We start from the raw sequence: 23,591 nt of genomic DNA on the forward strand, positions 1-23,591 counted from the left end.
AGATGGATAAAAAAGTGACACAGCAAGTAACGAGAGCAACCTTCGACGAAGTGATGGTTCCTAACTATGCTCCTTCCGCTATTATTCCTGTTCGCGGTGAAGGCTCCCGCATATGGGACGCTGAGGGTAAAGAGTATGTTGATTTTGCCGGCGGTATTGCGGTAACGGCCTTGGGACATTGCCACCCAACCTTGGTCAAGGTGATGTGTGTGCAAGCAGGGCAACTTTGGCATTTATCCAATGTTATGACCAACGAACCGGCTCTACGATTGGCCAAAAAGTTGACAGAAAAGACCTTCGCCGATCGAGTCTTCTTTGCCAACAGTGGCGCCGAAGCCAACGAAGCGGCATTTAAGCTTGCTCGTCGTTACGCGTTTGATCATTTTGGTCCTGAAAAGCACGAAATTATTGCCTTCAATAAATCGTTTCATGGTCGTACCTTGTTTACCGTCTCTGTTGGCGGGCAAGCCAAATACAAAGAAGGTTTTGAGCCTACACCTGGCGGCATAAAACATTGTGATTACAACGACATAGAGCAATTAAAAGCAATTATAAGCGACAAAACCTGCGCGGTGGTGATGGAGCCGATTCAAGGCGAAGGTGGTATTATTCCCGCCGATCTCGACTTTGCTAGGCAAGTTCGAGCATTGTGCGATCAGTACAATGCTCTGTTAGTGTACGACGAAGTACAATCGGGTGTCGGTCGCTCTGGAACCTTGTTTGCCCATGAACAGCTTGGTGTTACACCCGATGTACTCACCACCGCTAAGTCACTCGGAAACGGTTTTCCAGTGGCTGCTATGTTAGCCACCGAAAACGCTGCAAAAAGCTTGGCATTTGGTACTCATGGTAGTACGTACGGTGGAAACCCTATGGCCTGTGCCATTGCTGAAGCGGTGATAGATATTGTTGACACGCCCGAAGTGCTAGGCGGTGTTGCACACCGTCACGACCTATTCGTAGCCGGTCTAAACGCGATTAATGACAAACATCATGTGTTTAAAGAGATACGTGGCATGGGGTTATTGATTGGCGCTGAAGTCATAGACGGTTTAGCCGGCAAAGCCGGTGATATTGTTAAAGCGGCGGCGACAGAGGGGTTATTTGTTCTCGTCGCAGGTCCTAATGTGCTGCGCTTGGCACCGTCTTTGATCATTACCGAACAAGACATCGCGGATGGCCTCGCACGTCTTGAAAAGGCCATCGCCACCGTTGTGGCAAACAACCCTATCGTTTAATTAAACGCAATGTGTTTAAAAAATCGAGCTTAGGCTCGATTTTTTTGTGCTTTTTTTTCGGTTTGCTTGAACGCGCATAGATTGTGATTATCAGGTGACTGGTTTAAGCTGCAATGGCTTATTATTTTTTGCTCCACTTTCTTCTTTCACCAACCGATAAAGAGAAACAACACTGTGTTTCAATCCTTCTTTCCTCATCCAAAATTATTTTTTCTCAGCTTTGCTTTCTGGTCACTGGCCTGCGTCGTAGGTTGGTACCTTGTCGCGCAAGATATCGGCGTCCATTTAAGCCTGGCTTCACTCTTCGGTGTCGACTTCCCAGCCGCGTTAATGGAAGGCGCCGATGAGGCCGCTCAAGCGGCTTTTCAAAGCGCTCAAAGCACCGCATTAAACGCCTGGCTTTACCAGTATATGGCCGTATGTTATCTGATTTTTGTGGGGGTATGGGTCGCTTACGGTGGTCAAAAATGGGCAAAATGGTCTGTCGTAGGCTCCGCATTGATCGTGTTTATCACTTGGTTCCAAGTACAAGTTAGTGTGATGCTGAACGAGTGGTATGGGACATTTTACGACCTGATTCAAAAAGCCTTAGCCGAGCCAAATAGCATTCTTTTGACTGACTATTACGCCCAGTTGTCTACCGTCGCCGTTATCATCATGGTCGCTATTACGGTATCGGTATTGAGTAACTTTTTCATCAGTCATTATGTCTTTCGCTGGCGCACCGCGATGACACGCTATTACACCTCTAAATGGGACCAAGTTCGCCATATTGAAGGGGCGTCGCAACGTATTCAAGAAGACACCATGCGCTTTGCCTCCATAGTCGAAGGGTTAGGCGTCAGCTTATTGCGTTCTGTGATGACACTCATTGCGTTTTTACCTATTTTGTGGGGGCTGTCTGGTTACGTAAAAGAGCTGCCTTTGATCGGCGAGGTGCCTCAAGCTTTGGTGTTTACGGCAATTATTTGGTCTATTTTCGGAACCGTTTTATTGGCTTTGGCAGGGATCAAATTACCCGGTCTGGAGTTTAACAACCAACGTGTTGAAGCGGCCTATCGAAAAGAATTGGTCTATGGTGAAGACCACGTCGACAGAGCCACCCCGATTAGCCTCAATGAGCTGTTTGATAATGTACGTAAAAACTACTTTCGCCTCTACGCTAACTACTTGTATTTTAACGTGGTTCGTTACGGCTACTTAAACGTAGGACAATTTGTCCCTTTAATTGTCTTGGCGCCATCCATTATTGCAGGTGCCTTCACATTAGGCGTTATGCAGCGCGTTTTGAACGCCTTTAACCAGGTTGAAAACTCTTTTCAATACTTAATCAACTCATGGACCACCATTGTTGAGCTGCTGTCTATTTACAAACGTTTAAAAGCGTTTGAAGCCGTCATAGACAACTCGCCACTGGCGTCAATAGATCAAACAAACGTGTAACCTCTGACCTTAATAGCCACATACCCGCACACCCACAGACCAAAAAAGCCCCGTAAACACAGGTTCTACGGGGCTTTTCGTTATTCATAACACGGGGATTATTTACACATTAATATTGATGTTTTGACCCAGATTGTCCGTGGTCGTGTGTGAACCACTGCTTGCCGCTGGGGTGACGTTTTGAGCTGCTTCAGCAAGCAGTTCTAAATTTTGGCGGCCTTGTTGTTCTTGAGCACTTTTCGCAAGGCTTGCGCTGTAAACTTCGCTGGCGTAATCCATCGCAGGACTACTCACACCGTTAATGCTTGGCATATTTCCTCCTATGCGCTGTGAATAAAATACGGTTTAAGGTCAATCAGTATAGCGTGCTATTGATCAATTTACGACCATATTTGTATAACACGCTTTCGAGTAATGAGCTCTTTTAATGACAGATAAAAAGTACTACACCTCAATATTGTTCACAAAATGATCCCAATACTGACTGATTAGATGCTGATTAGCGATTAAAGTTTCACCTTGTACTAAACGACTCTGTTGCTGCAAGTTTAAGCGATGAACAAAAGACCGATACAAGGTGTAAGTATCGATCATTTTCTGTGCTTGCTCGGTGTCTATTAGACCCACAGCCGACGCCGCCTCAAGCTGGCGAACGTTGTCTGAAAAACCCATCAATTCAGGGTATTGATGGGACCATGCCAACACAAAATATTGCACCATAAACTCAATGTCGATAATCCCGCCCACGCCTTGCTTTAGGTCAAAGCCTTTTTCTTTGCCACCGGTGTCTAAGTGAGCGCGCATTTTCTCTCTCATCTTAATCACCTCGGCTTTAAGTTCATGGCGGTCTCGAACCGAGGCAATAATTGTTTTACGGGACACTTCAAACTTCAACAGCAAGTTCGCCTCGCCCGCCAAACCTCGGGCACGCGTTAGGGCTTGGTGCTCCCACACCCAGGCGTCCTTTTGCTGATATTCATTAAACGACTCCAAGCTTGTTACCAACAAACCAGAATTGCCCGAAGGTCGCAGACGCATATCCACTTCATACAAACGCCCTGCAGACGTGAAGCTGGTGATCATGTGAATCAAGCGCTGACCTAAACGCGTGTAAAAGGTCAGGTTATCAATGCTGCGCTGGCCATTAGTGTGCCCCTTGGCCTGCGCATCATGAATGAACACCAGATCTAAATCGGAGTCATACCCCAATTCCCAGCCCCCCGACTTTCCGTAACCGACAATCGCCAACTGCGGTGCTAACACGGCTTCGCCTCCATTAACAGGGAAACCATGCTTCTGGGTTAAATAATACCAAGACTGATGCAAAACCTGCTCTAAAAGCACTTCAGCTAACCAAGTTAAGTGATCGCTCACTTTCATCACCGGCAGTATTTCAGTGATGTCACACGCGGCAATACGCAAAATTATAGACCGTCTAAAGCGTCGCATGGCGTCCATCTGAGCTTCTTCATCGTCTTCAGGTAAGCGCAATAATATTTGCTGCAGCTCTTCTGACAACATCGCTTTGTTGGGCGGCGAAAATAAAGCATTAGCGTCTAACAGCTCATCGAGCAACGAGGGCGTGGTCGAAATAGCCTCTGTAAACCAGACACTTTCACGACACAAACGAATCAAGTGAACAAGAGCGGTTTGATTTTCACACAACAGCACGAGATAAGCGGTTCGGCGCAATACGGCTTCAAGTATCGGAAATACGCGCTCTAGCACAAGATCCGGCTTGGCTTCGTCGGCTAACTTCGCCATCAATGCCGCTAAAAATACCGCCAGTCTTTCGTGGCCAATAGGCTGCATGAACACCACCGTTTTAGAAGCGAGAAGCTGAGCGATACGACGGACGTTAGCGTCTTGATCTCGCCACGCAATGGCTTCTGTAGCCTCTCTTAAAGTATCGTTATCTTCTGGGTGCTTTATCAATACTCGCCAGACTTCTTGACTTTTTACTTCGTCAGAACTTTCTTTGCCATCGTCAATGAGCGCAATGAACGCACGGTGAACCTTATTACGAACTTCCCATAAACGGGCATCAAGTGCTTGCCAAGACGTAAAACCGACCAGTAACGCAATGCGCGTCCGAGCGGTATCTTCTTCTGGCAGAAGCTGGGTCTGCTCATCATTAACGGCTTGCAGAGCATGTTCCGTTCGACGCAATAATAAATACGCCTCACGCAACTCATCGACCTCAATTAATGACAAATATTCTTGCTGAGCAAGGTAAGGCAGCACTTTTAACAGGGCTGGTTTTTGCAGTCCTTGGTCACGACCACCGTGTAATATCTGCAATGCTTGGGCAATAAATTCGACCTCTCGAATCCCCCCTTCACCCAGCTTAATATTATGCTCGATGCCTTTACGGCGTACTTCTTTAGCGATCATTTGCTTAAGATCACGCAACGCACCGATGGCGCCAAAGTCCAAATATTTACGATACACAAACGGTTTTCTTAAGGCTTCAAACGCTTGAACATCCAACGCATTGCCCGACATCACACGGGCTTTGATCATCGCGTAGCGCTCCCAATCACGGCCTTGATCTTGGTAGTAATGCTCCAACGAATCCATGTTTAACACCAAGGCGCCCGACTGACCAAAAGGCCGTAAACGCATATCCACTCGAAACACAAAACCGTCAGCGGTTACTGTGTCCAAATGCTGAATCAGCTTTTGACCTAACTTGGTAAAGTATTCTTGATGCGAGAGACTTTTCTTACCGCCTTGGGTATCGCCATGCTCACGAAAGGCAAAAATCAAATCAATATCCGACGATAAGTTCAGCTCCTTCCCCCCTAACTTGCCCATCCCAATGACCATCATCGACTGAGGCCGGCCAGCACTGTCCAATGCCTGGCCATATAGAGAACCATAATGCTGCTCTGACCATTGTAAGCTGGCGTTGACACACGCATCAGCCAACGCACTCAAGCGATGGGTTAAGTCCGTTAACGATAAGCGCTGCTGGATGTCTAAACCTATTAGGCGGACCATCCACCATTGGCGATATAAGCGTAAACGCTTGGTAAAACCGGCTTCATCCAGCGGCGCTGTGGCACTTTTGGGGCAGGCATTGGCTTCACTCAAAAAAAATGCTTCTCCTGCCAATAGCGCTTCATTTGACGGTTTTTCTGGTAGGGATGTCAGTACCAAAAACTCATCCAACCAGTGAGGAAATCGTGTAAATTGCTGATGCAAATAGTCACTGAGTAGCCATAAAGGCTCTAATACAGCTATATGTTGAATAGAAAGCTCGTCTAAACCGCGGCGTAAACGAGCGTCTTGAATGCGTTCTAATAATAAAGGACGAACCTGAGATTGCTCACAAAATAGCGCATAACCTGAATTCAATGCTGGAGGTATTAACAAAAGACGGTTCCTTACTGGATTTTGTTGTGAATTGTGAGCTGGCCTTGGCTACGCCCGTGTATTAAATAACTTGTTCATTCAACCATTGCCCAATCATCAGCATTGTCATGCCCACTTGCCTATTACTGGACAGTTTTTTCAGTATCAAATGCTCTTCGACCGTTAAGCATTGTGTGAATGTTTCATCTAATTGCGTTAATTCTTGCACTAAATAAGAAGGCAAATACGCTTGTAACTGCACCATAGAATGACGCACCGGCTGAATCAATACATCGTCTTTCATAAAGTGCATGGCTTCCCAATACACCAGCCATACCTCATACCAATAGCCCGCCAGTGCAAGGTCGGTCGCTGGCGCATTTGGCTTATCCGGAAATTCAATATGGCCGTATTTTAAGCGCACGCCTTTTTGCGCTTTCGACACCACGCTCACTTGAACAGGCACACGATCGGCTAACTGCAAGGCGAACTGATACAAGCCCATTTCATGGCCTGATTTTAGCTCTAATTCCAACTCGCAGATCCTATCTTCACCATAAGGTGAGGTCACCCTACCTTGATCGCACACCACCTCCATCGCAATAGTGGCTGTTTTAATGTTCCACACTTGGCGCTCAAAGTCGGTGCGATACACTTCTATAAGCTGATCGCGCCAAGACGTATCGCATAACGCGTCTGGCAAAGGAACGTCCGTCAGTAAAGATAAATCCAGTTGGTCATTGGGCACAATCCATTCCCATTCGCCGCGCGCATGCATGCCGATGCGGTTGCTACCTCGGGTTTTAACCGTTTGAATAAACTGATCATTGACCGCCCGAATACGCAACGCCATGCCAGCTTCCATCAAGGTTGCCTCTGATGTATCGAAGTAGGCATTCATTAAAGACAACGTCGGCTGGCGTGACATTTCATCACAGGTGGAGAGCGCGCAAATCTCATCCAAGAAACCACTCGCAGACTCAAGATGCTCTGGTTGAATCATCAATTTAAGTTCAAGCTCAATCGCCATACTGTATAAACCTCTGCCCTCTTCGCGATGGGCAATTCACAAAGTCAAAATAAACTGCGCGCAAGTGTACCAGATGCCTAGCGTACAGTAGTAATATTAGGCCATCACTTGAGTTAAAGGAGCTCTAGTATGCCCGCACTTCCTTCACTTATTAGCATGATGTCACAACTGATCGCCTCGCCCTCTATTAGTTGTAGTCAAGCGCACTGGGATCAGTCAAATAAAGGCGTGATTGAATTACTAGAAAGTTGGCTCAGCCGTCAAGGCTTTCAATGTAACGTCATGCCTTTACCAGACCAGCCCAATAAGTTTAACTTGATTGCCACTCTGGGAACGGGAGACGGCGGTTTGGTGCTCTCAGGCCATACGGATACCGTGCCTTATGACAAAGGTCGCTGGCAATCGGATCCTTTCTTACTAGAAGAAAGAGACAACAAACTCTATGGCCTTGGCAGCTGCGATATGAAAGGCTTTTTCGCTATCGTGCTCGATACGGTGTCACAAATGGCATTATCGACGGTGCAACAGCCTCTGATCATTCTCGCGACCGCAGACGAAGAAAGCTCAATGTCGGGGGCACGCGCGTTATTAAATGCGGGTACGCTCAAAGCCCGATACGCTCTCATCGGCGAACCGACTTCGCTTACTCCGATTTATGCCCACAAAGGCATTATGATGGAGCGTATCCAAGTCACCGGACAGTCAGGACATTCTTCAAATCCCGCACTGGGCAACAATGCACTGGACGCCATGCACGATGTCATGAGTGAACTGATGGTATTTCGCCAACAGCTTAAAGCGCAATATCGCGATGCCAGCTTTGTCATTGATTACCCCACGATGAATTTTGGCTGCCTTCATGGCGGCGATAACCCTAATCGAATTTGTGGACGCTGCGAGCTGGAATTTGATTTGCGCGCGCTCCCCGGCATGAGTAATCAAGCCCTGATGGCAGAAATTGCACAGCGATTGCCTTATATAGAAGAAAAAACCGGCACAAAAATCCAACTGAACAGTTTATTCCCTGATGTGCCATCTTTTTATACATCGACGGAATCCGCTATCATTAAAGCCTGTGAAAGCCTAACAAACCGCCAAGCCAGCACGGTTGCATTTGCTACCGAAGGGCCTTTTTTGAACCAAATGGGGATGGAAACGTTAATTCTAGGACCAGGGTCGATCGATCAAGCCCACCAGCCCAACGAGTTTATGGCGTTAGATCAAATTAAACCCATGCAAGCCGTGATTCGTGGCCTTATTGAACGTTTCTGTCTACCATTGCACCCACCAACCGACTTGACTACAACCAAAAATGAGGAATAGCGTGCCTGAAGAATTTAACTATGTGGATTGGTTCCGCCATTCTTCCCCCTATATCAATGCCCATAGGGGAAAAACTTTTGTCATCTTAATTCCAGGAGAGGCGGTGGAATGCAGCCACTTCTCCAGCATTATTCATGATCTTGCCTTGCTGGACTCACTGGGTATTCGCTTGGTTTTGGTACAGGGGGCACGCCCTCAAATTAGCCGGGTATTATCGGGTAAACGCCTCGTCAGCCGTGTGGAAGACGATTATCGCGTTACACCGCATGACCAGCTACTGGACATTATTCAGGCCTCCGCGGCGGTAAGGGTACAACTTGAAGCGCAACTCTCGATGGGGCTTTCGAACACGCCTATGGATGGTGCGCGATTAAAAGTGTGCAGTGGTAATTATGTGATCGCAAGACCGCTGGGCGTGGTTGATGGCATCGATTATGGCCATACAGGCGAAGTCCGGCGTATCGACACCGAAGCCATTTTTCGTTTGCTTGAAGACGACAACATGGTGCTTTTGCCCCATCTTGGCTTTTCCCCTACAGGTGAAGTCTTTAACCTAAAAAGTGAAGATGTAGCCACTCAAGCCGCCATTCAGTTAAAAGCCGACAAGCTGATTATCTACGCGGAAGACGAAGGTGTGTTTAACGCGGAGGGTGAGCTTTATTCTGAATTACTGACCAAGGACGCCGACGCGATTTTGCGAGCCAAGTCGCTGTCCACCATTACACATGCTGCGTTGGAGGCTTGTGTCCAAGCAGTACGACAAGGCGTGCCAAGAGCGCATTTAATTTCTTACAATGAAAATGGTGGTTTACTGCAAGAGCTCTTCACCCGAGAAGGTTCTGGCACCATGATCGACGAAGACAGTTACGAGCAATTACGCCCTGCGCATATCGATGATGTTGGCGGTATGATGGCGCTGCTGTCCCCACTGGAAGAAAAAGGCATCTTGGTAAGGCGCTCGCGGGAACTGCTGGAAAACGAAATTGACCGTTTTATCGTCATCGAGCGCGATGGCGCCATTGTCGCTTGCGCCGCTTTGTATCCTTTTGAACAAGAGTACGCAGGGGAATTAGCGTGCTTAGCCGTATCACCGGACTACCGAGGCTCTAACCGCGGTGAACGACTGCTAAAAGGGATAGAGCAATCGGCTAAAACACAGCATCTTTCTAGGTTATTTTTACTAACCACTCGAACCGCCCATTGGTTTGTTGAACGTGGCTTTAGTGAAACCACCTTGGCCAGTTTGCCCACACAAAAACAAGCACTCTATAACTATCAACGTAACTCGAAGATTTTTTCTAAAACCCTTTGATCTAAAAAACGATTTTAAGAGCAACAAAAAGGCGACCTCACTGGGTCGCCTTTTTACTTTCGTTTTCTATCTTTCTATCTTTCTATCTTTCTATCTTTCTATCTTTCTATCTTTCTATCTTTCTTTCTATCTTTCGATTTTATTCCACGATTTTAAATGGGATAAACATCGGATAGCCTTGACGAATAACACGCATCGGCACAGATCGATCGTTCGGAATGGCTTTCGCTATGTCATTGAAACCCATTACGTTTTCAACTCGCTTCCCATTTAGCATGGTGATCACGTCGCCTTGCTGAAGACCATTACGAGCGGCGGTTCCGCCAAGTACTTGCTCAATCACCACACCGTTATCGATCTCGAATTTTTTCGCCATTTCATCAGGTAATTCCCCTACGATCATTCCAAGTCGATTTTGGTCCTGTTGTGACTGTGCTAATGCCTGAGGATCATTAGGTCTGCCCTCTAGCGTCAGCGCTATCGTTTGCTCTTTTCCGTCTCGATACACTTTGGCCGTTACCTTGTCGCCCGCTTTCATTTGACCAACAATATAAGGCAGCTCGCCAGAATGGGCAATCGCATCGCCATTGAAAGACAAAATAATATCACCCGATTTCAAACCGGCTTTTTCCGCAGGAGAGTCAGGCAACACACGGCTAATCAAGGCTCCGTTTGAACGATCCAAACCAAACGACTCGGCCAGCTCATTGCTCACATCTTGAATAAGTACACCCAACCAAGCTCGAGATACTTTGCCGTCACTTTTCAGTTGATCGACAACAGACATAGCCACTTTTGATGGAATAGCAAAGGACACCCCCATGAAACCACCAGAACGCGTATAAATCTGTGAGTTAATACCGACCACCTCGCCTTCTAAATTAAACAAGGGGCCACCAGAGTTACCCGGATTAATCGCCACGTCTGTTTGAATAAAAGGCACGTAATTGTCCGAAGGCAGGTTTCGACCCGTTGCACTGACAATCCCAGCGGTGACAGTGTAATCAAAGCCAAAAGGAGAGCCAATCGCTAGCACCCACTGACCGGGTTTGAGGTCGTCAGAATCGCCCATATTAACAATAGGTAAATTCTCAGCATCAATTTTTAATAATGCCAAATCGGTTCTAGGGTCGGTGCCAACCAACTTAGCCACATATTCACGTCGGTCATTTAGGCGCACATGAATCACATCAGCTTGGTCAATGACATGGTTATTGGTTAACACATAACCATCATCCGAAATAATAAAACCAGACCCTAACGAGCTGCGCGGCACTTGCTGCTGGGGAGCCTGCTTATTAAAGGGCTGTTGACCAAAAAAGTGTTTGAAAAATTCGTTCAATTCTTCACTGTTGGGCCCGAGTTGCTGCCCTCCATTCTTGTCTGTTTTTGCGGTCGCAGTTTGCTCTGTGCTGATATTAACCACGGCGGGGGAAGCTCGCTCTACTAACTCGGTAAAGTCAGGCAGAGAAGCCGCATGAGAAAGCATGGACGTCATCATTAACGTACTGACAACGATGATACTTGCGCGTTTAAGCAATCTGTTCATTGGTTGGTCTCCTTAAGATGTACCAAATGCGTTACAGTGCCAGGTGAAGCAGGCGAGAAACCTAAGGCGTGAATACTAAGGGTATTTGGCCACTCTCAGGCGTTTCAATTCTTAAAATTTTCGGATAATAGTCTAAATTATCCACCTCATTGTTCGATTTTTTTCTGGCTAATAACAAACCGCCAGTAAAGCCCATAATAGAAAACACCACGGCGACGAGGGACTCCCCCCCCCACAAAGAAGGTAAAATGGCGCCACCCACCAAACCCAGCAATGGCATCATATACATCCACATCGACGCTTGCAGCAAAGTATCTTCTGGAATCCCCACCACAACACGCTGACCCACATTCACTGCCAAAGTGTCAACCGCCTTCATCCGCATGCGATTTGAGGACGATACCTGAGCAATGGCATGGTGCCCACAGCCATGGCGTGCACGACACGATGTGCAACTGCTGGTACGGGTCGTTTCAACGTCAGCAAAGCCATCCTCTGTTGATAACACGGTTCCCGTTTCTTCAATCATGGTTGGACCTTGGCATCAATACCGTCATCAGCTTTTCAATGGTCGGTTCTGGGACTTCACCCACCATCGTTAATAAGTACAATTTGTCTTCCACTCTAATCGTGCGCTCTCCAGCAATGGTCGCGCCCATATTAAAGATAGACAGGGCTTTGGGCTGCTCAGTTGACTCAACAAACACCGACACCGTGGTAACGCCATCCGATAACAGCAACATACTTGCACCACTCTCTAAAGATCGAGCCTCAGGCCAAACCAAAGAAAACCCTTCAGGAAGCCAATCAAACTGCCAGTGGCTTTTAACGCGCTTCGGCTGGGTATCTAATACTGGCTCTGAATAACGGTCTTTTTTGGGGATGAAATCCCCTTGTTTCAAGTCAGGGTCAAAGTTAACTGACGTGAATTGTATTCTTTCTAACAGCTGTCCGTCTGTTTTGATCATGTCATGTTTGAGTAAAAAATGGTTCTTTTCGTCAAGCCAGAAGTGATGGCCATATCGATATTTATCTTTAGGAATCAATTTAACAGACACAACATTGCGCCCTGCAATTCGGCTTACCTGCGAATCAGTGACCATCTCATAGCCTTTTACCAGTCGGTCACCGTCAACGTCCCTAAAACGTTTAAAAGGAGTCGATAATGGTGATCTCATATTGGCAACCAGTGAGTTTGGGTAGACAGAAATGACCTTGTCACCTATGCGCAATATCTCGACTTTATCACCGTCAAGATCTTCTAAACTTTCGTATTCAACTCCTGCCATTAAATCATGACGCACCCGCATGCTATTTATATTAGATGCTTCAGAGTGAACAAACACACCATCATAACTTAACGTTGAAAAGGACTGCGACATACTTCGAAGCAGATCCAATGCATGCGAGGTGGTGATATTTGCCAGACTGGCACCCGAGGCACAAACACAAAACAACAGCACAACGCGACGTAATGGCAAAAATATCTTCATAAATCACTCTTTAATGGGATAACTAACGAGCCGCGCCATCGGTATCATACCTTGCCCGACGGTCATCGTAGCCTGTTCGGCATGCTGACGCAGATACTGCTGTAGTCTCAGGTTGTTCACCAACAACACATCTTTATTCAATTCGGATAAAGGTGAAACCAAACTGCGGTTAGGCGATGATGGCACCTCTGCAACCATTGCAGAGTTTGTTCTTTCTGGCGCGAGCCACTCATTCCCGACAATAACCACAACAAAAGCAACGCTGGCCGCCACCGCCATGCTTGAAAACAGTGTTTGCCAAAGTGGGCGAGAAGGTTTTTCTTGCGCCAAAATATGGCTGGGCAGCTCAAAAGACATCACATTGTTCGATGTTTTCTGAAGCGATGTAGACCCCATCAAGACGGTTACACTTTCATCCGTTTCTAACTTAGCGTTGATGCGTTCAAGCAAACTACCTTCTAAGCCTACCGACACAGCGGGTTCTTTGTGAAGCGCTTGCTGAATTAAATGGAAAGCCTCTAATTGTCGACCGATCAATTCGCTATCTTGTTCCAGCAAGTGGTCAATATCTTGCTCACACGCCTCACCATCAAACATCGCAGATAAGCATGACGCCTCTTGTTCAAAGCGCTCACCTTGTATTTGATCGTCTAAAGTAAAACGATCCTGTAAATTTGCCATGGTTACTCTCCTGCGTCCATTAAAGGACGTATGTGTTTTTCTACGGCTTCTCGGGCACGAAAAATTCGGGATCGAACCGTTCCAACAGGACAATCCATAATCAGTGCAATGTCTTCATAACTCAACCCATCAAACTCACGCAGTGTCAGCGCACTGCGCAACTCTTCAGGCAAATTTTGAATGGCCAAGTTGATCGCCTTTTCCAAACGATCGCTGTTTAACCTTGCCTCTGGCGTGTCTATGTCCGCTAACGCTTCGTACACGCTGAATACATCTTCATTGTCCAGTTCTACGTCAGATTCTGGCGGACGACGAGAACGGCTTACTAAGTAATTTTTTGCTGTGTTTACCGCAATACGATACAGCCAAGTGTAAAAAGCGCTTTCTCCACGAAAACTGCCTATCGCACGATACGCCTTAATAAAGCTGTCTTGTGCCACGTCTAACGCTTCACTTCGATCTTGTACATAGCGCCCAATGAGACCGATTACCTTGTATTGATATTTTACAACCAGCAGATCAAATGCCCGCTTGTCGCCCTGTTGAACCCTCTCAACCAACGCCTGATCGGAAGACGTTTCGTGCTGCATAGGCACCTCATATAAAATTCTTATTTATCTGCGCCCGTACTTACTAAAAGTAAAAGACAGCATTCGCTTAAACGAGTTCCCATGGCTTCACATCAAACTCTCTAATAAAGAACAAAAACTTACCTCAATGTTTGTAAAATAGGTTGAAAAATCGAAGATTGGCCTCAGAAAGTTGTCACTATTTCGAGGCAAGAATAGTAACATTCATTTTTAGCCTCCATTACCTCGACACAATGAGCCTTAACAATGAGCCGACACTATCACCACGACATCGTCATTATCGGCGCTGGAGCCGCAGGGCTAACCCTCGCACTTGAGCTGGCTAACCATCATCGCGTTGCCATGCTGACCAAAGCCGATATTCGTGAGGGGTCAACCTTGTACGCCCAAGGTGGTGTCGCCGCAGTACTGTCAGACAAAGACACCATTGACTCACACATCAATGACACCATTGATGCTGGCGTAGAACTGGGTGACAGAGATGCCATACGCTTTACCGTTGAGCACTCTAAAGAATGCATCGATTGGCTGATCGACCAAGGCGTGCCTTTTACACGCTATGGCGAGAGCGAGGAATACCACCTGACACAAGAAGGTGGGCACAGTCACCGACGCATTATTCACAGTGCCGATGCTACAGGGCTGGCCATTTCTAAAACCCTCATTAAAAACGCCACCAATCATCCTAATATTGATTTTTTCCCAAACCGGGTAGCCATCGACGTAGTGACGACCAAAAAGTTGGGCCTAGATGGACCGAACAAAGCCGTTGGTGTCTATGCGCTTAACTTAGACGACGATGTCATTGAAGTTTTTCAGGGCAGATTCATCTCATTAGCCTGCGGCGGAAGTAGTAAAGTCTACCTTTATACCAGCAACCCAGATACCGCCTCGGGCGACGGCATCGCGATGGCGTGGCGAGCTGGCTGTCGAATAGGGAACATGGAGTTCAATCAGTTCCACCCTACGTGCCTTTACGATGCGAAAGCCAAGACCTTTTTAATTTCAGAAGCGGTACGTGGCGAAGGTGGCAAACTCTTGCTGCCAGATGGTACCCGCTTCATGGGCAAGTTTGATAAACGTGAAGAGCTCGCACCAAGGGACATAGTCGCCCGCGCCATCGACCACGAAATGAAGCGCCTTGGGATCCATCATGTGTTATTGGATATCTCTCATAAAGAACCTGAATTTATAAAAGAGCACTTCCCCACTATTTATAAACGCTGCCTAGAATACGGTCACGACATGACTCAAGGCCCGATTCCTGTGGTGCCTGCGGCGCACTATACCTGCGGCGGGGTGGTGGTTGATCGTCACAGTGCCACCGACGTAAAAAATCTTTATGCCATTGGTGAAACGGCCTATACCGGTTTACACGGCGCCAATCGTCTGGCCAGCAATTCATTATTAGAATGCATTGTGTTTGCTCGATCTGCGGCACATCACATTGCTGAACACCCACCGCAAATCGATACGATCACTGTCCCTGACTGGGATGAAAGTCAGGTAACCGACTCAGATGAAGATGTGGTCATTGCCCATAACTGGCAAGAACTTCGCCGTTTTATGTGGGATTATGTCGGCATTGTTAGAACCGACAAACGACTCTTAAGAGCCAAGCACCGTGTCGATCTGCTCTTGTCAGAAATTGACGAGTTCTATGCAAATTACAAAATTTCAAATGACTTACTGGAGCTGAGAAATCTAGCCATGGTGGCTAACCTTATTATTCGCTCCGCCATGTCTCGGAAGGAAAGTCGAGGGTTGCATTACACGTTAGATTATCCAGAGAAACAAGCTTCTAGCTCCCCCACCATCCTGACACCAACCCTCACAGAGAAGTAATTAAACACCTGAATTTAAAGCGTTTTTGCTTTATCGTTGCGGCGCTGCAAAATTTGTTGCGCCGCATACGATCGCAATATTAAATAGGATTCTTGTGCTATATTGTCGCGATATATCACCCAGTATTTGGGCCATAACCACTCACGAAAATGGGACTTTCTGTCTTCTTTCGCGATTAATTGAACCCCATTAGCGCGGACAAAACACAGCCTTTCACACTGCCCTTTATTCATCACAAAAGCGCCCATTTCATCAATACCAACGACTATACCTACTTGGCAGCGCCATCGGATACACCACACCAAAACAAACATTAGCGCACATAGAAATAACGATACTCGCCAAAAAGCAGGCATCCAATAACGTTGCAACAAGGCAGCACTGGTGGCGGCGATAACAAGCCACAGCGCGACACTAAGCCACGAGGGTCTAAGTTCGGTCGATTTGAGGCTGAACACGAGACACGATAATGTTAACGATCCGAGCTAGATTTTCATCTTCCGGTACATCTTTTTGCATAAACCAAGGAAAAAGGTCTTGATCTTCACACTCAATCAGCTTGTGGAATCGCTGCTTATCTTCTTCTTCTAGTGTCAAATACACCTCATCAAGAAAAGGCTCTAACAACACATCTAACTCCAACATGCCACGGCGACATTGCCATTTTAACCGTTTAAAGCTCAAGGATTCTGATGTTTCAAGCATTACGTTACCCCTTAGATAGAAGTTTGCATTATAGCCAGTTAAGCAATAAAAAAGAAAAAAGCATCTAGGTATTTACAGACAATCATCACATAAAACCTTATTTGACAAACACATAGCACAAAAAAACAGCACGCAAAAGAGTATTATATTGACTCATTTTTTATCAATAAACCAAAAATGAAACAAAATAGTACACTTATTAGCTATTTATGTATTAACAGGTCAATTATGAGCTAGTCTATATTATGGATGTCTTGATAAAACATTATCAAGAATTAGGTACCACTATAAAAACAAAGAAACTCCAAACTGGGGAAAAACCTATGAAACGCCTTACAAAGAACACTCTAACTTGTGCCGTATCTCTTGCAGCAGCAATGACTGCAGGTACTGCCTTTTCAGCATCAACAATCACCGTAGCAACGGTCAACAACGGTCACATGATTGAGATGCAAAAGTTGACACCTGAATTTGAAAAAGCCAACCCTGGCATTAAAGTAAAATGGGTTACTTTGGAAGAAGGTGTGCTTCGTCAAAACGTTACTCAAGATATCGCAAACAAAAGTGGTCTTTACGACGTTATGACGATTGGTATGTATGAAGCGCCAATTTGGGGCGAACGTGGCTGGTTACAAGCGGTTGATACGAGCGGCGACTACGATGCTAACGACATTCTCCCTTCTATCCGTGGCGGCCTATCTTACAATGGCACCATGTATGCTTCACCATTCTATGGTGAAAGCTCAATGGTGATGTACCGCAAAGATCTTGTAAAAGCCGCCGGCATGGAAATCAATGACCGTGATAGCTGGGAACACATTCGTGATGTTGCCGCTGCGGTAAATGACCCAAGCAAAGGTATTTACGGTATCTGTTTACGTGGTAAAGCAGGCTGGGGTGACAACATGGCATTCATGACGGCCATGGCAAACTCTTTTGGCGCACGTTGGTTTGATGAAAACTGGAAACCACAGCTAGAAACAGCGGAATGGAAAAGTGCGGTTAACTTCTATGTTGACTTGCTAACGAAATACGGCCCTCCAGGTTCTAGCAGCAACAGCTTCAACGAAAGCTTAGCGTTGTTCAACGAAGGCAAGTGTGGTATGTGGATTGACGCCACTATCGCGGCGTCTTTCGTAACCGATCCTAAGCAAAGTAAAGTAGCAGACCAAGTTGGTTTTGCACAGTCTCCCATTTCTGTCACAGAAAAAGGCGCTAACTGGCTCTGGTCTTGGGCGCTTGGTATTCCAGCCGCGACTAAGAACAGCGATGCAGCACAAAAGTTTGTCCGTTGGGCAACCTCTAAAGAGTACATTCAGCTAGTCGGTAAAACGAATGGTTGGGCCGCTGTACCAACAGGTACACGTGCAAGTACTTATGCTAATCCTAAGTTCCAAGCAGCGGCTGTGTTCGCTGAAGCGGAGCTAAAAGCCATCAACTCTGCTAACCCAAATGACAGCACACTAAAACCTTCTCCGTATGTTGGTGTACAGTTTGCTGCCATTCCTGAGTTCCAAGCGATTGGTACAACGGCTGGTCAAATGATTTCAGGTGCACTGGCCGGATCAATGACTGTGGATCAAGCATTGAAATCTGCCAATACCTCAGCAGATCGTCAAATGCGTCAAGCGGGTTACTACTAGCCCTAACTGACAAAGTAATAGGGCATACGCCCTATTACTTATTTCCTATTCGCCCATATCAGGGCGAACATTCCTGCTTATAATAAGAGAAAACCACCATGAAGCGCTCAATCACTCGCTTATTAATGGCACCGTCTGTCATCCTACTTTTGGTTTGGATGATCATACCTTTGTCCATGACCATTTACTTTTCTACAATACGTTATAACTTATTGTATCCTGGTCAAAATAACTTTGTTGGTTTGATGAACTTTGAGTTCTTCATGACTGACCCTGGTTTTATACCGGCGGTAGCTAATACACTCATTCTCCTACTGTCCGTATTAATTATCACCGTTGTTTTAGGCGTTATACTGTCTGCTTTAATTGACAAGCCATTTTTTGGGCAGGGCATTGTCCGCGTCTTACTGATCTCGCCTTTTTTCATCATGCCTACGGTTAACGCCTTGATTTGGAAAAACATGATGATGAATCCAGTGTACGGTATTTTTGCCTGGATCTCACAATCGCTGGGGCTTGAGCCCATTGACTGGCTGTCGTCTTATCCATTGATGTCGGTCATTATCATGGTCAGCTGGCAATGGCTCCCATTTGCTATTCTGGTCTTTGTTACCGCGTTACAGTCTCAGGACACTGAACAAAAAGAAGCGGCTCAAATGGATGGCGCAACTGGGCTTCATATCTTCCGCTACCTAACCATTCCTCACTTAGCGCGCCCAATAGCCGTTGTGGTGATGATCGAAACCATTTTCCTATTGGCCGTGTTTGCCGAAATCTTTGTCTCTACCGGTGGTGGCCCAGGGTACGACAGCACCAACTTAGCGTACTTAATCTACAATCAAGCACTGCTTCAATATGATGTTGGTGTAGCATCGGCTGGTGGTTTATTCGCTGTATTGCTTGCCAATATTGTGGCCTTTTTCTTAATTCGTGCCGTTGGCAAAAACTTGACGGTGTGAGGAAAATACAATGACTCTTAATCAACAACGCAAACTCAAAACGATCTTGACAGGCCTGTTCGCATGGACTGTCGCGTTAGTACTCTTTTTTCCTATCTTTTGGATGTTTGTCACTTCCTTTAAAACGGAACTACAGGCCATTTCGATTCCACCAACGTTCATCTTCGAACCGACGCTTGAGAATTTTGAAATAGTACAAGAACGCAGTGACTACATTCATCACGCATGGAACTCAGTTGTTACTTCTTTTGGTGCCACTATCCTTGCGTTAATTATTGCTATACCAGCTGCTTACGCCATGGCATTTTCACCTGGCAAACGCACCAAAGACATTTTGCTCTGGATGCTCTCAACGAAAATGCTACCCGCAGTAGGCGTATTGGTGCCTATCTACATTTTATGTCGTGATTACGGGCTACTGGATTCTAAAACCGCTTTGGTGATTATTTTCACTTTGATGAACTTACCAATCGTAGTGTGGATGCTGTTCTCTTACTTTAAAGATCTACCAAAAGAGATTCTTGAAGCGGCCAGAATGGATGGCGCAACACCATGGGACGAAGTGGTTAAAGTGGTTTTACCTTTGTCCATTGGCGCGATTTCATCGACCGCTCTTTTATCGATTGTTTTGTGTTGGAACGAAGCCTTTTGGTCTCTTAACCTAACCGCGTCAGAAGCCGCACCGCTTACCGCCATGATAGCATCCTACTCAAGCCCTGAAGGTTTGTTCTGGGCCAAGCTGTCTGCTGCCTCCACATTAGCGTGCGCACCGATCGTCATTTTCGGTTGGTTCTGTCAAAAACAATTAGTCCAAGGCCTTACATTCGGCGCTGTAAAATAATTATTAGGAAGCTTTCACATGTCATACTTAACGATCACAGATTTACAAAAACACTACGACAACTACCATGCGCTTCGCGGTATTAACCTATCCATTACTGAAGGCGAGTTTTTGGTGTTCGTTGGACCATCAGGTTGTGGTAAATCCACCCTTTTGCGCACCATTGCGGGCCTTGAAACCAGTACAGGCGGAACCATTGAGTTAGACGGCCGCGACATTACCGAACTGGCGTCGTCAAAACGCGACTTGGCCATGGTGTTTCAATCGTACGCTTTGTACCCGCACATGACCGTGGCAGATAACCTATCGTTCGCGCTTCGTCTTGCAAAAGTGCCGGCGGCTGAAATCGAAGAAAAAGTCCGCTTTGTGTCTGCATCCTTGCAACTTGATCCATTATTGGAACGCAAACCAAAAGAACTATCCGGTGGTCAACGTCAGCGTGTGGCCATTGGCCGCGCCATTGTGCGTCAACCAAAAGTCTTCTTGTTTGATGAACCACTTTCTAACCTAGACGCCGCGCTGCGTGTGCAAATGCGCTTGGAATTGGCACGCCTGCACAAAAAACTGGGCACCACCATGATCTACGTAACCCATGACCAAGTGGAAGCGATGACACTGGCCGATCGCGTGGTGATCTTAAACGCTGGCCAAATAGAGCAAGTAGGCACGCCACTTGAATTGTATCGTCAACCAAACAGTCGTTTTGTTGCCGAGTTCATTGGCACACCAAAAATGAACTTAATTCCGGCTGACAAGATCACCCATAAAGAAGACGAGTTGGTGTTTGATTTGTTCGGACACACCATTCACTTTCCAGCCAAACGCTTAAAAGGTGCACAACCTGAGTCTGCCATTGTCGGCATTCGCCCAGAACATCTGTCGCTTGTTGAGGCCGAAGGAGACCTAACTGGGCGCATCGAATTGGTTGAACATCTGGGTTCTGAAGCCTATGCGCACATTCAGTTACTAAACGATCAAACCATTATCGTAAAAGCCGGTGCGCGCACAGAACTAAAGGATGGGCAAGAAGTACACATTAAAGTCGATGTCGATGAAATCATTTTATTCAACGACAACAACCAAGTCATTTCCGTTATCCCAGAGGAAGTATAATATGGCTAACTACTTACAGGCTTCATTAAATGCTGATCAGCTCAGCGTTCAAGATTACCAAAAAGAGGCGATTAACGCTGGCATAGTGCATCTAGGCGTAGGCGCCTTTCATCGCGCTCACCAAGCCGTTTATATTGATCGCCTATTGGCCCACGACAATCAACAAAATTGGGGCATTATTGGCGTTAATATTCGCCCACAAGACAGCCAAGCTTTTGCTCGATTCGTTGAGCAAAAAGGCGAATATGTTTTAAAAACCATGGCCGCTGATGGCGCGACACGATACGAACACATTCGCTCTTTGATCGAACAAATCGATGGTGCACAAGCGCCACAAGACGTGGATGCAGCACTGGCCCACGCCACAACGCAATTGGTTACCTCAACCGTGACCGAAGGCGGCTATTATCTGGATGAAAACCGTACTTTGATGTTGGATCATCCCGCCATTAAAGCCGATATTGAAGGCGCTCGAAACACACTGTACGCTTTTTTATACGCTGGATTAAAGCTGCGTAGCGAAACATCCAACGGTGCGATCACGCTATTGTGCTGCGACAATCTTCGCCATAATGGCGAGTTATTGAAAACCGGCTTAATGCAATTTTTAGCGGCAAAACACGACAATAAACTGGCCGCTTGGGTAGCTCAACATGTGTCTTTCCCTTGCTCCATGGTTGACCGTATTACGCCAAAGCCAAGCCAACAGCATGTTGATGACGTTCGCGCTCGCTTTGGCGTAGATGACAACATGACGGTCATGGGGGAGGACTTTATTCAATGGGTTGTAGAAGATAATTTCGCAGGCGCAAAACCGCCCCTCGACCTTGTCGGTGTACAGTTTGTGAAAGACGTTGTGCCATTTGAAGAGGCCAAGATTCGCATCTTAAACGCAGGCCATACCTGCGTAACGTATCAAGCAGCACTGAAAGGTCTAACATATTTCGATGAAGCGATGCGAGATGAAGAACTGAAACAGTACTTTACGGATTTTATCGAGCAAGATTCTATTCCAGCGATTGGAAAGTCTGTCGTCGATTTACCGGCGTACTTCGATATTATTGCGCAGCGTTTCAGTAATGCGAACATAGGCGATACGGTTGAACGGATCTGTACGGACGGCTACGCCAAGTTCCCTATCTTTGTTTTCCCCACTTTAGAGGGCGCGTATAAACGAGGTCTAACACCAAGCAAAACCATTCAAGGCATTGCTAGCTGGTTCGCCTTTATGCAGCTTTCTCATCAGGGCAAAGTTGGTACGCCTTACCATGAACCAAACAAAGCCGCTTTGGCCGCGTTTACAAATGATGAAGCGGGTATTCAAGCCTTTGCAACCGATCGTTTTTTATGGGGTAATGTGCCAACAGAGTTTCCAGAGTTCATTGCACAACTTACCAAAGCTATTCAAATAAACATGACAAAGTATGCTTAAATAAGGATGGTTTAGTTTAAGAAATTAACCTGAAAAAACGTTAATTTCTTAAACGTGTATGTATTAAAAATACAAGCAGATCGAGCGAGAATATTATGCCAAACACGGCCAAACGCATCACCCCAGAATATGAAATAGTCCAAGATAACGAAACGATTCGCTACCTTGAACATGGCCACCCTAGCGACCTTGTTCGTTGGCATGCTCATGACGATTATGAGCTTCACTTTATTGTGGCCACCTCTGGAAAAGTTTTTGTCGGTGATTACATTGGTAACTACTCTGCGGGACAATTAATTCTTACGGGTCCAAGGCTGCCTCACAACTGGATTTGTCAAAATGATCAACAAGTGGTTCAACTCAGAGACATGGTGATACGCTTTGATCATGAATCGTTCTCGAATGGCATGAAAATCATTCCAGAGCTTGCTGAAATCCTTCCTATGTTAGCCAGAGCAAAATCTGGCATTGAATTCTATGGTTTGGATCATGATTATCTCGTGAACATTTTTCAAAAAGTACGCGACTCAACAGGCCTTTCTCGACTGATCATCTCCCTTCCTCTCCTCCAAAAACTGGCCCAGAGCCGCAGTTATCGCTTACTCTCAACAGTACAGATTGATTTAAAATCCAACGAAACAATGCAGCGTAAAATCAACACTGTGGTGGATCACGTGTCGCAGAACTACAGCCAAGACATTACCCTTTCAAGCGTTGCAAGCTTAATTGGCATGTCAGACAGCCACTTTTCACGTTTTTTCAAAAAAGCCACCGGCAACCGTTTTATCGAGTTTGTTAATCGTGTGCGCATTAGCCGAGCTTGCAGTCTATTAACAGAAACAGATCAGCAAATTGCCACCATTTGTTTTCAAGTTGGGTTCAATAACGTGGCCAACTTCAACCGTCGCTTTCATGAACTTAAAGGCGTCACTCCAAGAGACTTTCGATCTCAGAGCAATATTCATATAGACGGCCGTGCTACCATGTCGTAATGGTATTCTTAGACTGATAACACCCTTTACCCTAATACAAAAAAA

At 46.2% G+C, this 23,591-nt stretch carries 21 protein-coding genes; 11 read left to right on the forward strand and 10 right to left on the reverse strand.

The window, feature by feature from the left end; genetic code table 11:
• The first annotated feature begins 2 nt into the window (after positions 1-2).
• Both FXV75_RS11920 and sbmA read left to right on the forward strand, forming a co-directional pair.
• Positions 3-1,238, forward strand: a complete 1,236-nt coding sequence (locus FXV75_RS11920; RefSeq protein WP_148833678.1) for an aspartate aminotransferase family protein — start codon at positions 3-5, stop codon at positions 1,236-1,238.
• A gap of 174 nt (positions 1,239-1,412) precedes the next feature.
• Positions 1,413-2,681, forward strand: coding sequence for a peptide antibiotic transporter SbmA (gene sbmA / locus FXV75_RS11925; protein ID WP_148833681.1), 1,269 nt, complete (start codon positions 1,413-1,415; stop codon positions 2,679-2,681).
• 102 nt (positions 2,682-2,783) lie between these two features.
• On the opposite strand, the gene FXV75_RS11930 is transcribed toward sbmA, so the two are convergent.
• The 3 genes from FXV75_RS11930 to FXV75_RS11940 form a co-directional block, all read right to left on the reverse strand.
• A complete protein-coding gene (locus tag FXV75_RS11930) occupies positions 2,784-2,993 on the reverse strand; it encodes a hypothetical protein (protein ID WP_148833683.1) in 210 nt (69 codons plus the stop codon).
• A gap of 132 nt (positions 2,994-3,125) precedes the next feature.
• On the reverse strand, positions 3,126-6,059 hold the full coding sequence (glnE, locus tag FXV75_RS11935) for a bifunctional [glutamate--ammonia ligase]-adenylyl-L-tyrosine phosphorylase/[glutamate--ammonia-ligase] adenylyltransferase (RefSeq protein ID WP_148833685.1): 2,934 nt from the start codon (positions 6,057-6,059) through the stop codon (positions 3,126-3,128).
• A gap of 61 nt (positions 6,060-6,120) precedes the next feature.
• Positions 6,121-7,068, reverse strand: coding sequence for a CYTH domain-containing protein (locus FXV75_RS11940; RefSeq protein ID WP_148833687.1), 948 nt, complete (start codon positions 7,066-7,068; stop codon positions 6,121-6,123).
• Positions 7,069-7,197: 129 nt separating this feature from the next.
• On the opposite strand from FXV75_RS11940, the gene argE reads away from it, so the two are divergent.
• Both argE and argA read left to right on the forward strand, forming a co-directional pair.
• Complete coding sequence (argE, locus tag FXV75_RS11945; RefSeq protein ID WP_148833688.1) at positions 7,198-8,391, forward strand: acetylornithine deacetylase; 1,194 nt, start codon at positions 7,198-7,200, stop codon at positions 8,389-8,391.
• The gene (gene argA, locus FXV75_RS11950; RefSeq protein WP_148833690.1) at positions 8,381-9,703 is read left to right on the forward strand and encodes an amino-acid N-acetyltransferase; all 1,323 of its coding nucleotides are present in this window, start codon (positions 8,381-8,383) and stop codon (positions 9,701-9,703) included. The genes argE and argA overlap by 11 nt, the downstream gene beginning before the upstream one ends.
• Positions 9,704-9,842: 139 nt before the next feature.
• On the opposite strand, the gene FXV75_RS11955 is transcribed toward argA, so the two are convergent.
• The 5 genes from FXV75_RS11955 to rpoE all read right to left on the reverse strand — a co-directional run bounded on the left by FXV75_RS11955 (position 9,843) and on the right by rpoE (position 14,016).
• A complete protein-coding gene (locus tag FXV75_RS11955) occupies positions 9,843-11,252 on the reverse strand; it encodes a DegQ family serine endoprotease (RefSeq protein ID WP_148833692.1) in 1,410 nt (469 codons plus the stop codon).
• A gap of 61 nt (positions 11,253-11,313) precedes the next feature.
• Positions 11,314-11,781 (reverse strand): SoxR reducing system RseC family protein, encoded by a 468-nt coding sequence (locus FXV75_RS11960; RefSeq protein WP_148833694.1) that lies wholly within the window; start codon positions 11,779-11,781, stop codon positions 11,314-11,316.
• Positions 11,774-12,745, reverse strand: coding sequence for a MucB/RseB C-terminal domain-containing protein (locus FXV75_RS11965; protein WP_148833696.1), 972 nt, complete (start codon positions 12,743-12,745; stop codon positions 11,774-11,776). Before FXV75_RS11965 ends, FXV75_RS11960 begins: the two co-directional genes overlap by 8 nt.
• Positions 12,746-12,748: 3 nt before the next feature.
• Positions 12,749-13,426, reverse strand: coding sequence for an RseA family anti-sigma factor (locus FXV75_RS11970; RefSeq protein WP_148833699.1), 678 nt, complete (start codon positions 13,424-13,426; stop codon positions 12,749-12,751).
• Positions 13,427-13,428: 2 nt separating this feature from the next.
• Positions 13,429-14,016, reverse strand: coding sequence for an RNA polymerase sigma factor RpoE (rpoE, locus tag FXV75_RS11975; RefSeq protein ID WP_148833700.1), 588 nt, complete (start codon positions 14,014-14,016; stop codon positions 13,429-13,431).
• Positions 14,017-14,262: 246 nt separating this feature from the next.
• Between rpoE and nadB the strand changes: the two genes are divergently transcribed.
• The gene (gene nadB / locus FXV75_RS11980) at positions 14,263-15,861 is read left to right on the forward strand and encodes an L-aspartate oxidase (RefSeq protein WP_148833702.1); all 1,599 of its coding nucleotides are present in this window, start codon (positions 14,263-14,265) and stop codon (positions 15,859-15,861) included.
• A 14-nt stretch (positions 15,862-15,875) separates the two neighbouring features.
• Here nadB and FXV75_RS11985 read toward each other — a convergent pair whose 3' ends face one another.
• A complete protein-coding gene (locus FXV75_RS11985; protein WP_187424888.1) occupies positions 15,876-16,319 on the reverse strand; it encodes a hypothetical protein in 444 nt (147 codons plus the stop codon).
• Positions 16,291-16,566 (reverse strand): succinate dehydrogenase assembly factor 2, encoded by a 276-nt coding sequence (locus FXV75_RS11990; protein WP_148833706.1) that lies wholly within the window; start codon positions 16,564-16,566, stop codon positions 16,291-16,293. The genes FXV75_RS11985 and FXV75_RS11990 overlap by 29 nt, the downstream gene beginning before the upstream one ends.
• Positions 16,567-16,889: 323 nt before the next feature.
• Here FXV75_RS11990 and FXV75_RS11995 point away from each other — a divergent pair, with 323 nt between their 5' ends.
• The 6 genes from FXV75_RS11995 to FXV75_RS12020 all read left to right on the forward strand — a co-directional run bounded on the left by FXV75_RS11995 (position 16,890) and on the right by FXV75_RS12020 (position 23,546).
• Positions 16,890-18,209, forward strand: coding sequence for an ABC transporter substrate-binding protein (locus FXV75_RS11995; RefSeq protein WP_222863132.1), 1,320 nt, complete (start codon positions 16,890-16,892; stop codon positions 18,207-18,209).
• A gap of 98 nt (positions 18,210-18,307) precedes the next feature.
• Positions 18,308-19,168, forward strand: a complete 861-nt coding sequence (locus FXV75_RS12000; RefSeq protein WP_148833708.1) for a carbohydrate ABC transporter permease — start codon at positions 18,308-18,310, stop codon at positions 19,166-19,168.
• Positions 19,169-19,178: 10 nt separating this feature from the next.
• Positions 19,179-20,009: a carbohydrate ABC transporter permease gene (locus tag FXV75_RS12005; protein WP_148833710.1), complete on the forward strand. Its 831-nt coding sequence runs from the start codon at positions 19,179-19,181 to the stop codon at positions 20,007-20,009.
• Between the two features lie 18 nt (positions 20,010-20,027).
• Positions 20,028-21,122: an ABC transporter ATP-binding protein gene (locus FXV75_RS12010; protein ID WP_148833712.1), complete on the forward strand. Its 1,095-nt coding sequence runs from the start codon at positions 20,028-20,030 to the stop codon at positions 21,120-21,122.
• A gap of 1 nt (position 21,123) precedes the next feature.
• On the forward strand, positions 21,124-22,554 hold the full coding sequence (locus FXV75_RS12015; RefSeq protein ID WP_148833715.1) for a mannitol dehydrogenase family protein: 1,431 nt from the start codon (positions 21,124-21,126) through the stop codon (positions 22,552-22,554).
• A gap of 95 nt (positions 22,555-22,649) precedes the next feature.
• Positions 22,650-23,546, forward strand: coding sequence for an AraC family transcriptional regulator (locus tag FXV75_RS12020; protein ID WP_148833716.1), 897 nt, complete (start codon positions 22,650-22,652; stop codon positions 23,544-23,546).
• Positions 23,547-23,591 lie beyond the last annotated feature (45 nt).

It is taken from the genome of Marinomonas sp. IMCC 4694, from assembly GCF_008122525.1.
In the GTDB taxonomy this organism is placed as follows: domain Bacteria; phylum Pseudomonadota; class Gammaproteobacteria; order Pseudomonadales; family Marinomonadaceae; genus Marinomonas.

What these genes read in the sequence shown, in the direction of transcription:
- FXV75_RS11920 (WP_148833678.1), top strand. Translation starts at nt 3, where the DNA reads ATGGATAAAAAAGTGACACAGCAAGTAACGAGAGCAACCTTCGACGAA.
- FXV75_RS11930 (WP_148833683.1), bottom strand. Translation starts at nt 2,993, where the DNA reads ATGCCAAGCATTAACGGTGTGAGTAGTCCTGCGATGGATTACGCCAGC.
- FXV75_RS11940 (WP_148833687.1), bottom strand. Translation starts at nt 7,068, where the DNA reads ATGGCGATTGAGCTTGAACTTAAATTGATGATTCAACCAGAGCATCTT.
- argE (WP_148833688.1), top strand. Translation starts at nt 7,198, where the DNA reads ATGCCCGCACTTCCTTCACTTATTAGCATGATGTCACAACTGATCGCC.
- argA (WP_148833690.1), top strand. Translation starts at nt 8,381, where the DNA reads ATGAGGAATAGCGTGCCTGAAGAATTTAACTATGTGGATTGGTTCCGC.
- FXV75_RS11955 (WP_148833692.1), bottom strand. Translation starts at nt 11,252, where the DNA reads ATGAACAGATTGCTTAAACGCGCAAGTATCATCGTTGTCAGTACGTTA.
- FXV75_RS11960 (WP_148833694.1), bottom strand. Translation starts at nt 11,781, where the DNA reads ATGATTGAAGAAACGGGAACCGTGTTATCAACAGAGGATGGCTTTGCT.
- FXV75_RS11965 (WP_148833696.1), bottom strand. Translation starts at nt 12,745, where the DNA reads ATGAAGATATTTTTGCCATTACGTCGCGTTGTGCTGTTGTTTTGTGTT.
- FXV75_RS11970 (WP_148833699.1), bottom strand. Translation starts at nt 13,426, where the DNA reads ATGGCAAATTTACAGGATCGTTTTACTTTAGACGATCAAATACAAGGT.
- rpoE (WP_148833700.1), bottom strand. Translation starts at nt 14,016, where the DNA reads ATGCAGCACGAAACGTCTTCCGATCAGGCGTTGGTTGAGAGGGTTCAA.
- nadB (WP_148833702.1), top strand. Translation starts at nt 14,263, where the DNA reads ATGAGCCGACACTATCACCACGACATCGTCATTATCGGCGCTGGAGCC.
- FXV75_RS11990 (WP_148833706.1), bottom strand. Translation starts at nt 16,566, where the DNA reads ATGCTTGAAACATCAGAATCCTTGAGCTTTAAACGGTTAAAATGGCAA.
- FXV75_RS11995 (WP_222863132.1), top strand. Translation starts at nt 16,890, where the DNA reads ATGAAACGCCTTACAAAGAACACTCTAACTTGTGCCGTATCTCTTGCA.
- FXV75_RS12000 (WP_148833708.1), top strand. Translation starts at nt 18,308, where the DNA reads ATGAAGCGCTCAATCACTCGCTTATTAATGGCACCGTCTGTCATCCTA.
- FXV75_RS12005 (WP_148833710.1), top strand. Translation starts at nt 19,179, where the DNA reads ATGACTCTTAATCAACAACGCAAACTCAAAACGATCTTGACAGGCCTG.
- FXV75_RS12010 (WP_148833712.1), top strand. Translation starts at nt 20,028, where the DNA reads ATGTCATACTTAACGATCACAGATTTACAAAAACACTACGACAACTAC.
- FXV75_RS12015 (WP_148833715.1), top strand. Translation starts at nt 21,124, where the DNA reads ATGGCTAACTACTTACAGGCTTCATTAAATGCTGATCAGCTCAGCGTT.
- FXV75_RS12020 (WP_148833716.1), top strand. Translation starts at nt 22,650, where the DNA reads ATGCCAAACACGGCCAAACGCATCACCCCAGAATATGAAATAGTCCAA.